The sequence below is a fragment of the Caldimonas caldifontis genome (assembly GCF_002930615.1).
Classification (GTDB): Bacteria; Pseudomonadota; Gammaproteobacteria; order Burkholderiales; family Burkholderiaceae_C; genus Caldimonas; species Caldimonas caldifontis.
In genome coordinates, this window is sequence record NZ_PSNX01000017.1 from 43,194 (window position 1) to 56,261 (window position 13,068).

Here is a 13,068-nt window from a genome sequence, read left to right on the forward strand (position 1 = left end):
CGGGCTCAGGCCAGCGTCACCCGCGCGAACTTGCGCTTGCCCACCTGCACGACGAAGCAGCCCGCGTTCACCTTCAGGCCCTTGTCCGACACCACCGCGCCGTCGATGCGCACGCCCCCCTGCTCGATCAGTCGCAGGGCCTCGCTCGTGGAAGGCGCCAGGCCGGCTTGCTTGAGCAGCGTGCCGATGGCCAGCGGCGCGCCCCCCAGGCTCAACTCAGGGATGTCGTCCGGGATGCCGCCCTTGGAACGGTTGACGAAATCCTGCTCGGCCGCATCGGCGGCGGCGGCGCTGTGAAAACGGGCGGTGATCTCCTTGGCCAGCATCACCTTGGCGTCGCGCGGATTGCGCCCGGCCGCGACCTCGGCCCGGAGGGTGGCGATCTCCGCCTCACTGCGCCAGCTCAGCAGGGTGAAGTATTTCCACATCAGCGTGTCGCTGATGGACATGAGCTTGCCGAACATCTCGTTGGCCGGCTCGGTGATGCCGATGTAGTTGCCCTTGGACTTGGACATCTTCTCGACGCCGTCCAGCCCTTCCAGCAGCGGCATGGTCAGGATGCACTGCGGCTCCTGCCCGTACTCCTGCTGCAGGTGCCGCCCCATCAGCAGATTGAACTTCTGGTCGGTCCCGCCCAGCTCCAGATCGCTCCTGAGAGCCACGGAATCGTAGCCCTGCATCAGCGGGTAGAGGAACTCATGCACCGAGATCGGCGTGCCAGCCTTGAAGCGGTCGTGGAAGTCATTGCGCTCCATCATGCGCGCCACCGTGTACTTGGCCGCCAGCGTGATCATGCCGCGCGCCCCCAGCGCATCGCTCCACTCCGAGTTGTAGCGGATCTCGGTCTTCTCGGGGTCCAGCACCAGGCTCGCCTGACGGTAGTAGGTCTCAGCATTGGCCTTGATCTGCTCAGCCGTCAGCGGAGGACGGGTGGAGTTGCGCCCGGACGGATCCCCGATCATCGACGTGAAGTCGCCGATGAGGAAGATCACCGTGTGACCCAGATCCTGGAGCTGGCGCATCTTGTTCAGCACCACCGTGTGACCGATGTGGATGTCCGGCGCCGTGGGGTCCAGGCCCAGCTTGATGCGCAGTGGCACGCCAGTTGCTTCGGATTTGGCCAGCTTGTTCAGCCAGTCTTCCTGCGGCAACAATTCCTCGCAACCACGTAACGAAATGTTCATGGCTGCGCGCACATTGTCAGTCACCGGATATTTCGGCGAAGTTGTTGACAGTTGCGGGCCGCCCGACGCGGAAGACTGAGCCGAAGAGGTGGACATACGGGTTATTTCAGAGGTTTGGCGCAAGGGGCGGTTGTTATACTGCGCCGCACATATCAGTAGCCCCTGGCAAGCGCCTTGGATTCTAGTGGACCGGCATCGTCGGCCACGGGGAACCCAGGGGTGAAGTTCAACGTACGGGCGGGGCCCCGGCCGGTTCACCACCGGCTCGGCGTGTCGTCCCAGAGCTGTACAGAAGATCCGTGAAGTCGTTGGAGTCTTGGGAGCGCCCCGCGCGCCGCGCCGCCCTGTGGGCGCACCGCCATCATCGTGGCATCGCTGCGGCCGTTCTGGCCGTCCTCTTCGGCACGGCCATCACGGCCTTCGGTGTGGCGCCGCTCGCCCCGGATGCCGCCGACCTGCCCAAGCGCCTGATCGCCGAGCAGGTCGAGCCGCCCGACTGGCAGACCCAGATCGATGCCCTGGGTGAGTTCGAACTGCAACTGACCCGCAACGACCTCACGCGCAGCACCGACACCGTCGACACGCTGCTCACCCGACTGAACGTCACCGATGCCGAAGCAGCCAGCTTCCTGCGCAACGACCCGGTGGCCCGCCGGCTGCTGCAAGGGCGTGCCGGCAAGATGGTGCAGGTCCAGACCGGCCCCTCGGGTGAACTGCATCGCCTCATCGCCCGCTACCCGGCCGAGAAGGCCGAACAGTTCTCCACCCACTTCACCCGTCTCACGGTGGAGCGCGACGCGGTGGGCCTGAAGGCCAAAGTCGAGCAGGCCGAGCTGAACTCCCAGGTGGCCCTGCGCAGCGGCACCATCGAAAGCTCGCTGTGGGCCGCCACGGCCGTCTCCCAGATCCCGGACACCGTCACCATCCAGATGGCGGAGATCTTCTCCAACGAGATCGACTTCCGGCGCGACCTGCGCCGCGGCGACTTCTTCGCCGTGGTCTTCGAGAGCCTGGAAGCCGACGGCGAGCCCATCACCTGGAACCAGGCAGCCGGGCGCGTGCTGGCGGCCCAGTTCACCAATGCCGGACGCGTGCACGAGGCCTACTGGTTCCATGACCCGGTGCTGCGCAAGTCGGCCTATTTCGACGGCAAGGGCGAGAGCCTGCGTCGCGCCTTCCTGTCCTCCCCGATGGAGTTCTCGCGCGTGTCCTCGGGCTTCGCGATGCGCTTCCACCCCATCCTGAAGACCTGGCGCCGCCACCTCGGGGTGGACTATGCCGCCCCCACCGGCACGCCGGTGCGTACTGTGGCCGACGGCGTGGTGGATTTCGCGGGCTGGCAAAACGGCTACGGCAACGTGATCTTCATCCGCCACACGGGCGGCCGGGTCACCGTCTATGCCCACCTCAGCCGCATGAACGTGCGCCAGGGCCAGCGCGTCGAGCAAGGTCAGCACATCGGGGCCGTGGGGGCCACCGGCTGGGCCACTGGCCCGCACCTGCATTTCGAGATCCGCGAGAACGGCCAGCACGTCGACCCGCTGCGCGTGGCGCGCTCTTCCGAAGCCTTCTCGATCTCACCCTCCTCGCGCGTGCAGTTCCAGGCTCAGTCACTGGCCTTCAAGAACCAGCTCGCGCTGGCCTCTCAACGCCAGTTCGCCCAGGCCGAGTGAGCCGGGGCCCGGTGCGGGGCGCATGGGAGAGCTCTACATCGGCCTGATGTCCGGCACCTCGCTGGACGGTGTGGACGGCGTGGCCGCTGCCTTCGACGAGGACGGCGGCACGCGCGTGCTGGCCCATGCCGGTCGCCCTTTCGACGACGCCCTGCGTCGGGAACTGCTGGCGCTGAACACGCCGGGCGACAATGAGCTGCATCGGGCCGCGCTCGCAGGCAATGCGATCGCTCGGGTCTATGCTGACGTGGTGGACGCTCTCAGGTCCACGCTTCCCGGCGATGCCGGTCCCGTGCGAGCCATCGGTGCCCATGGTCAGACGGTGCGCCACCGTCCCGGCGAGTTCGACGGTCAGGGCTACACCCTCCAGCTGCTCAACGCGGCCTTGCTGGCCGAACTCACCGGCCTGGATGTGGTGGCCGACCTGCGCAGCCGCGACGTGGCCGCTGGGGGGCAGGGGGCCCCGCTGGTGCCCGCCTTCCACCACGCCCGGTTCGGGCGACCGGACCGCCACGTGGCCGTGCTCAACCTGGGGGGCATCGCCAACCTCAGCCTTCTGCCTGCCGAGGGATCGGTGCGTGGCTTCGATTGTGGCCCGGCCAACGTGCTGCTGGACCACTGGGCCCAACGACACCTGGGCCAGGCCTACGATGCCCAGGGACGCTGGTCGGCCCAGGGCCGGGTGCTGCCGGACCTGCTGGCCGCGCTCCTGTCCGAGCCCTGGCTGGACCTGCCCCCGCCCAAGAGCACCGGGCGCGATCTCTTCCACCCCGGCTGGCTGCAAGCCCGCCTGGACGGCTTGGCGCAGCTGGCGCCGGTGGACGTCCAGAGTACGCTGTGCGAATTCACGGCGGCCTGTGCGGCCCAGCACCTTCTGCGCCATGCGCCAGCCACGCAGGAGCTGATCGTCTGCGGCGGCGGGGCCTTCAACGATGACCTGCTGATGAGGCTGCGCGCCCGGCTGCCTGGCATGGACGTGCTGAGTTCGGAGCAACGCGGCCTGCCACCGCTGCAGGTGGAGGCGGCCGCGTTCGCCTGGCTGGCCTGGGCGCGGGTGCAGCAGCGGGCCGGCAACCTCCCCGCCGTCACCGGCGCCGCCGGCGCTCGCGTCCTGGGCGCCCTGCATCACGCCTGAGCCCCCCAAAAGCAAACGGCGCGCCACAAGGCGCGCCGCAGGACATCGGGAGCCAGCCGCGTCAGACCGAGAAGCTCGATCCGCAACCGCAGGTGGTGGTGGCGTTCGGGTTCTTGATCACGAACTGGGCGCCCTGCAGGTCTTCCTTGTAGTCGATCTCGGCACCCACCAGGTACTGCAGGCTCATCGCGTCGATGAGCAGGGTGACGCCGTTCTTCTGCATCTGGGTGTCGTCGTCGTTCACCACCTCATCGAAGGTGAAGCCATACTGGAAACCCGAGCAGCCGCCGCCTTGCACAAACACGCGCAGCTTCAGATCAGGATTGCCTTCTTCATCCACCAGCTGCTTGACCTTGTCGGCCGCACTGTCGGTGAAGATCAGCGGTGCGGGCATTTCGGTGGCGGTGGACTCAAGAACGGCGCTCATAGGGACTCCTGTGGGGCCTCCTCGGCCCAGATTTCTGACATTATCCGCCGGATCAGCCGTTGTTGGAGGCCAGCTTCAGAGACGCCGCACCGCCACCGGGGCTTTCCTCGGACGCGGCCGCGACGCTGTCGGGAGCCGCCTCGCTGCGCAGCGGGTGCAATTCTCCGTCGATCGTGGCGCCCTGGTGCATCTCCAGCGACTCGTAGCGCACATTGCCGACGATACGGGCCTTGGGTTGGAGTTCAAGCAGTTCCTCGGCCACCACCGGGCCTTCGACAGTGCCATTGATGATCACGTGGCCCGCCTTGACCTTGCCGCAAACGCGGGCCTTGTCGCTGATCACCAGCACACTGACCGCCTCACCCTGGGCGATCACATCGCCATGCACCTCGCCGTCGATGCGCAAACCTTCCGTGAAGGCGATGCGCCCTTCGATGCGCGTGCCCTCGCCGATGAGGGTGCGAATGGGGGGCTGCTTCTTCTTTCCGAACATGGTGCTCTCCAACGTGGCGGCCGGTGCCCAGAGCTTCTCAGAGCCTGAGCGTCTGCTGCGCCCGCACGGTGCCGTTGGCATCGATCACGCGGACATCGAGTTGTTGTACCACGGCACTGGGGGGAAAGTCGATGACACCCTGCACACGTTTGTAATGTTTGATAACCACGCTGCGCCCGCCATCGGCCCGCCCCTGGCTCCAGGCCTTGCCGTCGAGGCTGCCTGCAAGCCGGATTTCATAGCGTCCGCGGAATTCCGGCTGAGCCCGGCCGTTCTGCATGATGAGCAATTGGTAACGCATCTGCCCCGGGGCCGCCACCTCGGCCTGCAAGCCGCGCAGGGCCAGCGGCCCTTCGCCGGTGGTGGGCATGAGCCGCTCGAAGAAGCCCAGATCGTCCTGCAGGGCCAGATTGTCGGCTTCCAGTTGCTTGATCTGCTCGGCCAGGCGCTCCTGTGCCACGCGCTCCATCTTCAGCAGGCTCTCGGCCGTGTTGGCGATCGACTGAGCCTTGTCGCGCTCTTGCCTGAGCTGCTGGACTTCGGCGCGCAGACGCGACAGCTCGCCGCGCTCGACCCGGTCCAGCCCGGCGATGTCCTTGCCGAACTCGAAGGCCCACAGCGCGATGGCCCCGGAGAAGCCCAGCATCACCGCCAGGGCGGCCCAGCGCAGCGGCCAGGGCAGGTGGCTGCGCACGGTCATGCGCGGGGCGCTGACCGACAGGCGACGCTTGATCAGCTTCCAGCGCACTGCGGACCTCCGGCCGCGCTCAGGGCAGCACCGGCACCTGCAGCAGGCCCGTGGTTTCGTCGAGGCCGCACATCAGGTTCATGCACTGTACGGCCTGGCCCGAGGCGCCCTTGGTGAGGTTGTCTTCCACCACCAGCACCATGGCCAGGTCGGGGGCCGGCTTGTGCACGGCAATGCGCACGAAGTTCGACGCCCGCACCGAGCGGGTCTCGGGCGCGGAGCCGGCCGGCATCACGTCCACGAAGGGTTCGTCACGGTAGTGGGCCTCGAAGAGCGCCTGCAGGTCGGCCTGCTGGCCTGACGGCGTGAGGCGGGCGTAGAGCGTGGAGTGGATGCCGCGGATGGCCGGGATCAGGTGGGGCACGAAGACGCAGTGCACCGCGGCCGAGCCCGGTGCCACCCCGGCGATCACCCGCAGCTGCTGATTGATCTCGGGGCCGTGACGGTGGCCCTTGACGCCGTAGGCCTTGAAGTTGTCGGACGCCTCGGCCAGCAGGGTATGCACCTCGGCCTTGCGGCCGGCACCCGAGACGCCGGAGGCACAGTTGGCAATCAGGTGGGCCGCGTCCACGAGGCCGGGCGTTTTGAGCAGCGGCGCGAAGCCCAGCTGGACACTGGTGGGGTAGCAGCCGGGGTTGCCCACGATGCGCGCCTTGCGGATGGCCTCGCGGTGCAGTTCGGGCAGGCCATACACGGCCTCGGCCAGCAGGTCCGGGCAGCTGTGCGGCATGCCGTACCAGCGCTCGAACTCGGCCGTGTCCTTCAGGCGGAAATCGGCGGCCAGGTCGATGATCTTCACGCCATCCGCCAGCAGTTCGCGGGCCTGCGCCATGGCCACACCATGGGGCGTGGCGAAAAAGACCACGTCGCATTCATTCAGCCGGGCCTCGTCGGGCGTGGTGAAGGCCAGGTCCACCCGGCCGCGCAGCGAGGGGTACATGTCGGACACCGGCATCCCGGCTTCCTTGCGCGAGGTGATGGCCGTGATCTTCACCTGCGGGTGCTGCGACAGCAGGCGCAGCAGCTCGACGCCCGTGTAACCCGTTCCCCCGACGATGCCGACCTTGATCATGTACCACTCTCCAGCAAAGAATCAGTCATTGTAGAAGCGGAAAGCACAAAGGCCACCCGAAGGTAGCCTTTGTTGCAACCGCCTTGCCAGCGACCGCCGCAGATCCGGCTTTGCCGGTCTGCCAGTGGCGCCCCCTTGAGGGGGCGGCCGCAGGCCGTAGGGGGTGGGGGGAGTCTCAGCGCTTGCTGAACTGCTTGCGACGGCGTGCGCCGTGCAGACCGACCTTCTTGCGCTCGACCTCGCGGGCGTCGCGGGTCACGAAGCCAGCCTGGCTCAGCGAGGGCTTGAGGGCTGCATCGTAGTCGATCAGGGCGCGGGTGATGCCGTGACGCACCGCGCCGGCCTGGCCGGATTCACCGCCGCCGTGCACATTGACCTTGATGTCGAAGGCGCCGTCATTGCTCGTGAGCACCAGCGGCTGCTTGACGATCATGATCGAGGTCTGGCGACCGAAGTACTGGTCGACGGGCTTGCCATTGACCAGGATCTGGCCGGTGCCCTTCTTGATGAAGACGCGGGCCACCGACGACTTGCGACGGCCGGTGCCGTAATTCCAATTGCCGATCATCGCCGCTCCTTAGATTTCCAGCGTCTTGGGCTGCTGGGCGGTGTGCGGATGCTCGGCTCCGCCATACACCTTCAGCTTCTTGATCATCGCGTAGCCCAGCGGGCCCTTGGGCAGCATGCCCTTGACCGCCTTCTCCAGGACGCGGCCGGGGTGCTTGGCCTGCATGTCCTTGAACTTCGTGGCGTAGATGCCGCCGGGGAAGCCGGAATGACGGTAGTAGATCTTGTCTTCGGCCTTGTTGCCGGTGACGCGGATCTTGTCGGCATTGACGACGACGATGAAGTCGCCCGTGTCGACGTGGGGCGTGTAGATGGGCTTGTGCTTGCCACGCAGGCGCAGAGCGACTTCGCTGGCCACTCGTCCGAGCACCTTGTCGGTGGCGTCGATCACAAACCAATCGTGCTTCACGTCAGCGGGCTTGGCGCTGAAGGTTTTCATGAAAGTTCCGATCAGTGGAAATACAACCCTCTGTCAATGCCCCCGCGACGGTCGGTGCTGCTTATGCATGCGCAGCCTCTTAGGCAGCAAGGGGCATCGCGGCCCGCGCTCAGCCAGGGGCTACGCACAGGCGCATTTCCCCGGGGTTGCACTCGGGGAAACTCGCAAGTATACCCTCGTTCAACACAAATCCACAACGCGTTCAGGTTTCTGAGCCCCGCCCTTGGTGACGTCGAGGTTTGCAGGCATACTAGGGTTTACCCTAGTCAAAGAGGCATGTCATGGGCTATCCCGGCGATTTCCTGAGCCGGCCGAAGTACGGACTCGACCGGCACGACCGGCCTGGCGTTGAGGCGTCTCCCGCGCCGGCCACCCCCTCCGCGCCGTCCTGGCTTGCGAACTGGGTTCCCATCCGGGCCCTGGCCAAGCGCCATCGCCCCCGTATTCTCGCCCACCTGCTGGCCCTGGATCCCAGCGACCGCTACCTGCGCTTCGGCTACCCGGCCAGCGATGCCCAGATCGAGCAGTATGTCCAGAAGCTCGATTTCGACCGCGACGAGGTGTTTGGCATCTTCAATCGCCGGCTCGAGCTCATCGCCATCGCGCATCTGGCCTACCAGGCCCCGCAGCAGGTCAAGGGCCAGCCGGCGATGGTGGAGTTCGGGGTGTCGGTGTCCAAGTCGGCCCGTGGACGCGGCTATGGGGCCCGGCTCTTCAATCGGGCGGTCATGCAGGCGCGCAACCGTCAGGTGGAGACGCTGTACATCCACGCCCTGAGCGAAAACACGGCCATGCTGAAGATCGCCCGCAAGGCAGGGGCCACCGTGGTGCGCGACGGCAGCGAATCGGAAGCCTGGCTCAAACTGCCACCGGACACGCTGGCCACCCATTTCGAGGCGCTGCTGGAAACACAGGCGGCCGAAATGGACTATCGCTTCAAGCTCAATGCCCGGCGTTTCGACGCTTGGCTGCAGGCATTGTCTGAAGTGAAGGCCAACATCGCACCTCACCGCCCAAGCAGCAGCTGAGCCGCTCGGCCCCCTCGACTGAGCGATAGCCGAGCCTCGGGGGGCTGGCTAGCATGGCTTCCATTGTGGTGGCCCCAGGGCGTGCACAGGCATGGCGCCTGTCGCCCTCAGGCGGGCCCACGCCCGCAAAGGCCATGCAATCCCTGACCTTGATCGTGCTCGTCGTGGTGTCGGTGCTGCTGGGCGCTGCCATCAGCTTGTGGCTGACCCGGCGCAGCCGTGCCGAGGCCCTGCCACGCGAATGGCATCTCACGCTGCGCCCTGTCTTCAGTTCGGACGAGCGCCGCATGTACCGGCAACTGCGCGAGGCCTTTCCGGAACATGCCATTCTGGTCAAGCTGCCGCTCACGCGCTTCACCCAGCCCAGCGAAACCGACCGCGCCGGGTACTGGTACAAGCTGATCGGCAACCTGCACGTCACCTTTGGCATCAGCAACCTCAACGGTCGCGTGATCGCCGCCATCGACATCGAGGGGGCCCGTGGCGGTTCGCGCCGTGGCACGGCCATCAAGACCGGGGTGCTCAACGCCTGCCGCGTGCGCTATTTGTGCTTCATGGTGGATGACCTGCCCTCGCTGCTGGAAGTGCAGCGCCTGGTGCTGCACGATGGCCCCCAGCCCATGCCCCTTGCCCGCAGCGCGATCAGTGCCCCGACCCCGCTGGACGATGCCCGCAGCACGCTGGCGCGTACCGTGCGCCAGCGTCGTGAGCAGCGCAGCGCGCTGTGGCAGGATTCGACCTTCGCCCAGGACTCCTTCTTCGCGCCGGACAGCCGACTCGACGGCATGATCGAGAGCGGTTTCGCCAGCCTGCCCCCCGCAGAACCCACCCGCGACCACCGTGACATCGGTGGGGTGGTGGTGGATGAGCCGACCCCCTCCATCAGCCCCGGCCGCTGAACCCGGGCCGCCCGGGGCTTGCAGCGCCCGCTAGCATGGGGGCATGACCGACGCTTCCCCCACCCATCCCTACGACCGGCTCACCCCCGACCTGGTGCTCGACGCCCTCGACCATGCCGGCCTGCGCGGCGACGGCCGGCTGCTGCAGCTCAACTCCTATGAAAACCGCGTTTTCCTCTGCCATCTGGAGGACGGCGGCAGTGTGGTGGCGAAGTTCTATCGGCCGCAGCGCTGGAGCGACGCGCAGATACTCGAGGAACATGCCTACGCGCTGGCCCTGGCCCAGGCGGAGATTCCCGTGGTGGCGCCCCTGGCGCTGAAGGGCGCGGCCGCCGGCCAGACACTGGGGCATTTCGAGGGCTATCGGTTTTCGGTGAGTCCGCGGCGTGGCGGGCGCTCACCGGAACTCGACGACCCGCTGACGCTGGAGTGGCTGGGCCGCTTCATCGGCCGCATCCATGCGGTGGGTGCACTCCAGCCGTTTGCCCATCGGCCCGCGCTCGATGTCGCCAGCTTCGGCGACGAGCCGCTGGCCTGGCTGCTCGAGCACGAGGTGGTACCACCGGATGTGGCCCCGGCATGGGCCGCTGCCGCCCGCGCCGCGCTGGACGGTGTGCGACGCTGTTTCGACATGGCGGGCGCGGTTCGCCAGCTGCGCCTGCATGGCGACTGCCACGTCGGCAACATCCTGTGGACCGAGGCCGGGCCGCACTTCGTGGACCTGGACGATGCGCGCATGGGTCCGGCGGTGCAGGATCTGTGGATGCTGCTTTCGGGCGACCGCCGTGCCATGACCCACCAGCTCAGCGAGGTGCTGGCCGGCTACGAGGACTTCATGGCCTTCGACCGGCGCGAGCTGCACCTTGTGGAGGCCCTGCGCACGCTGCGCCAGATCCATTTCAGCGCCTGGCTGGCCCGGCGCTGGAACGACCCGGCCTTCCCGGCCGCCTTCCCCTGGTTCGGATCCTCGGCCTGGTGGGGCGGCCAGGTGGTCCAGCTGCGCGAGCAGCTGGAGGCCATGGCGGAGCCGCTGCTGGGGGTGTGAAGGATCAGCCGACCAGCAAAGCGTTCACGCGCTTCACGTAGGCCGCCGGGTCTTCGAGCTGCCCACCTTCGGCCAGCAGGGCCTGGTCGAAGAGGATGTGGGCCAGATCCTCGAAGTGGGCACTGCCATCCAGTCGTTTGACCAGTGCGTGGTCGGTATTGATCTCGAGAATGGACAGGGCCTTGGGCGCGCTCTGGCCGGCCTGCTTGAGCAGGCGCGCGAGGTGGCCGCTCATGTCGCCTTCGTCGGCCACGAGGCAGGCGGGGGAGTCCACCAGCCGGGTGGTGACGCGCACATCCTTGGCCTTGTCCTTGAGGGTTTCCTTCAGTCGCTCGACGATGGGCTTGAAGGCTTCGGCAGCGGCTTCGGCCTTTTTCTTCTCCTCCTCGTCCTGCAGCGAGCCGAGGTCGACCGCCCCCTTGGCCACGCTGTGCAGCGGCTTGCCGTCGAACTCGAAGAGGTAGTTGAGCATCCACTCGTCGACGCGGTCGGTGAGCAGCAGCACCTCCAGCCCTTTCTTGCGGAAGATCTCGAGCTGAGGGCTGTTCTTCGCCGCGGCCAGGGTGTCGGCCGTGATGTAGTAGATGGCCTCCTGGCCTTCCTTCATGCGCGACACATAGTCGGCCAGGGAGACACCTTCGTCGGCGTGGGTGGAGGCGAAGCGGATGAGCTTGGCCAGGCGCTCGCGGTTGGCATGGTCCTCGCCCAGGCCTTCCTTGAGCACCGCCCCAAACTCCCGCCAGAAGGCGAGGTATTTGTCGGGCTGGTTCTCGGCCAGGTCTTCCAGCATGGACAGCACGCGCTTGGTGCAGCCCTCGCGGATGGCCTTCACGTCCCGGCTTTCCTGCAGCAGTTCGCGCGAGACGTTGAGCGGCAGGTCGGCACTGTCGATCACGCCCTTGACGAAGCGCAGGTACACGGGCATCAGCGCCTCGGCATCGTCCATGATGAAGACGCGCTTGACGTAAAGCTTCACACCACCGCGCTTGTCACGGTTCCACAGGTCGTAGGGGGCCTTGGCCGGGATGTACAGCAGCTGGGTGTACTCGCTGCGGCCCTCGACGCGGTTGTGGGTATAGGCCAGCGGCGCCTCGGTGTCGTGGCTGATCTGCTGGTAGAACGAGCGATACTGTTCTTCGGTGATGTCGCTCTTGGCGCGCGTCCACAGGGCCGCCGCCTGGTTCACCGTTTCCCATTCGTCCTTGAGGACGTAGGTCCCCTTGTCCTTGTCCCACTCCTCCTTGCGCATCAGGATGGGCAGGGAGATGTGATCGGAGTACTTGCCGATGATGGACTTCAGGCGCCACCGGCTGAGGAAGTCGGTCTCGCTCTCGCGCAGGTGGAGGATGACGTCGGTGCCGCGTTGCGCACGGGTGATCGTCTCGACCTCGAAGTCGCCCGTGCCCTCGCTGCTCCAGCGCACCCCCTCTTCGGGCTTGAGCCCGGCGCGGCGGGATTCGACGGTGATGCGGTCGGCCACGATGTAGCCGCTGTAGAAGCCCACGCCGAACTGGCCGATGAGCTGGGCGTCCTTCTGCTGGTCGCCCGAGAGGCGGTCCATGAACTCGCGCGTGCCGCTCTTGGCGATGGTGCCGAGGTTGGCGATGGCTTCCTCAGCCGACAGGCCGATGCCGTTGTCGCTGATGGTGAGAGTGCGCGCGTCCTTGTCGAAGCTCACGCGCACTTCGAGGTTGGGCTGGTCTTCGTAAAGCTCGTTGTGGTGCAGCGCCTCAAAGCGCAGCTTGTCGCAGGCGTCCGACGCATTCGAAATCAGCTCGCGCAGGAAGATTTCCTTGTTCGAGTACAGCGAATGGGTGACGAGGTGGAGCAGTTGCTTGACTTCGGCTTGGAATGACAGGGTTTGCTTGTCCATGGCGGCGTCACGGCGTTGGGAAAGAGGAAGGTGGGCGCGAAGTATGCCGCGCCCCGGCAACGGCGGCATCTTGGGGGCAGTCGGGGCGATTTCAAGCCCCTGGAATCCGTAAAGCACCCAAAAAAAACGCCCCCGCAGGCTGAACCTGCGGGGGCCAAGGCCCGGCCCTCCAGGGAGGTGAGTCAACAGGCGCAAATGCGCGTGGCCGGGCAGGAGTAAGCCGCGTGGCCGTGTTCAGGCCCCCTGCCGCTCATCCCACTGCCAGATGACCTGTCCCCAGTCGGAGGGGAAATCCGGCATCACCTCGCCGGCCTGGAAGTGCCGGCGGCTGTGGGCCTTGACCTGGATGTCGCCCTCGTCATAGCCCCAGCCGGTGAACTGGCGCGGGCCCAGGTGCTCGCGCTTCAGATCGGCCGGGCTCACCACGATCTGCTCGGCGCCGCCGTCGAACCAGAACATCTGGCCCCAGGGTGTGCGGCTGTCGT

Annotated in this window: 14 protein-coding genes; 5 read left to right on the forward strand and 9 right to left on the reverse strand. The window is 66.7% G+C overall.

From position 1 onward, the window contains the following. Window positions 1-5: 5 nt before the first annotated feature. Complete coding sequence (gene tyrS, locus C1704_RS16420) at window positions 6-1,184, reverse strand: tyrosine--tRNA ligase (RefSeq protein WP_104303821.1); 1,179 nt, start codon at window positions 1,182-1,184, stop codon at window positions 6-8. 299 nt (window positions 1,185-1,483) lie between these two features. On the opposite strand from tyrS, the gene C1704_RS16425 reads away from it, so the two are divergent. Together C1704_RS16425 and C1704_RS16430 are read left to right on the forward strand one after the other, a co-directional pair. Continuing rightward, a complete protein-coding gene (locus C1704_RS16425; protein WP_104303822.1) occupies window positions 1,484-2,857 on the forward strand; it encodes a M23 family metallopeptidase in 1,374 nt (457 codons plus the stop codon). 22 nt (window positions 2,858-2,879) lie between these two features. After that, window positions 2,880-3,992 carry an anhydro-N-acetylmuramic acid kinase gene (locus C1704_RS16430; protein ID WP_104303823.1) on the forward strand — a complete coding sequence of 371 codons (1,113 nt, stop codon included), beginning with the start codon at window positions 2,880-2,882 and terminating at the stop codon, window positions 3,990-3,992. A 61-nt stretch (window positions 3,993-4,053) separates the two neighbouring features. On the opposite strand, the gene erpA is transcribed toward C1704_RS16430, so the two are convergent. From erpA to rplM, 6 genes are all read right to left on the reverse strand, one after another. After that, complete coding sequence (gene erpA / locus C1704_RS16435; RefSeq protein WP_104303824.1) at window positions 4,054-4,419, reverse strand: iron-sulfur cluster insertion protein ErpA; 366 nt, start codon at window positions 4,417-4,419, stop codon at window positions 4,054-4,056. A gap of 52 nt (window positions 4,420-4,471) precedes the next feature. Further along, the gene (locus C1704_RS16440; RefSeq protein ID WP_104303825.1) at window positions 4,472-4,912 is read right to left on the reverse strand and encodes a bactofilin family protein; all 441 of its coding nucleotides are present in this window, start codon (window positions 4,910-4,912) and stop codon (window positions 4,472-4,474) included. A gap of 37 nt (window positions 4,913-4,949) precedes the next feature. Continuing rightward, window positions 4,950-5,660 (reverse strand): DUF6776 family protein, encoded by a 711-nt coding sequence (locus C1704_RS16445; RefSeq protein WP_104303826.1) that lies wholly within the window; start codon window positions 5,658-5,660, stop codon window positions 4,950-4,952. Window positions 5,661-5,679: 19 nt separating this feature from the next. Next, window positions 5,680-6,732 carry an N-acetyl-gamma-glutamyl-phosphate reductase gene (gene argC / locus C1704_RS16450; RefSeq protein ID WP_104303827.1) on the reverse strand — a complete coding sequence of 351 codons (1,053 nt, stop codon included), beginning with the start codon at window positions 6,730-6,732 and terminating at the stop codon, window positions 5,680-5,682. Window positions 6,733-6,907: 175 nt separating this feature from the next. Then, complete coding sequence (rpsI, locus tag C1704_RS16455; RefSeq protein WP_104303828.1) at window positions 6,908-7,300, reverse strand: 30S ribosomal protein S9; 393 nt, start codon at window positions 7,298-7,300, stop codon at window positions 6,908-6,910. A gap of 9 nt (window positions 7,301-7,309) precedes the next feature. Then, the gene (gene rplM / locus C1704_RS16460; RefSeq protein WP_104303829.1) at window positions 7,310-7,738 is read right to left on the reverse strand and encodes a 50S ribosomal protein L13; all 429 of its coding nucleotides are present in this window, start codon (window positions 7,736-7,738) and stop codon (window positions 7,310-7,312) included. 281 nt (window positions 7,739-8,019) lie between these two features. Here rplM and C1704_RS16465 point away from each other — a divergent pair, with 281 nt between their 5' ends. The 3 genes from C1704_RS16465 (at window position 8,020) to C1704_RS16475 (ending at window position 10,710) form a co-directional block, all read left to right on the forward strand. Continuing rightward, window positions 8,020-8,766, forward strand: a complete 747-nt coding sequence (locus C1704_RS16465) for a GNAT family N-acetyltransferase (RefSeq protein ID WP_104303830.1) — start codon at window positions 8,020-8,022, stop codon at window positions 8,764-8,766. A gap of 134 nt (window positions 8,767-8,900) precedes the next feature. Continuing rightward, entirely contained in the window at window positions 8,901-9,665 is a 765-nt protein-coding gene (locus C1704_RS16470; protein ID WP_104303831.1) for a DUF2726 domain-containing protein, read from the forward strand. A 43-nt stretch (window positions 9,666-9,708) separates the two neighbouring features. Further along, window positions 9,709-10,710, forward strand: coding sequence for a serine/threonine protein kinase (locus tag C1704_RS16475; RefSeq protein WP_104303832.1), 1,002 nt, complete (start codon window positions 9,709-9,711; stop codon window positions 10,708-10,710). Window positions 10,711-10,714: 4 nt separating this feature from the next. On the opposite strand, the gene htpG is transcribed toward C1704_RS16475, so the two are convergent. Further along, window positions 10,715-12,583, reverse strand: coding sequence for a molecular chaperone HtpG (gene htpG / locus C1704_RS16480; protein WP_104303833.1), 1,869 nt, complete (start codon window positions 12,581-12,583; stop codon window positions 10,715-10,717). A gap of 234 nt (window positions 12,584-12,817) precedes the next feature. Continuing rightward, a partial coding sequence (locus C1704_RS16485) for a hypothetical protein (RefSeq protein ID WP_146076104.1) occupies window positions 12,818-13,068 on the reverse strand: 251 nt, incomplete at its 5' end.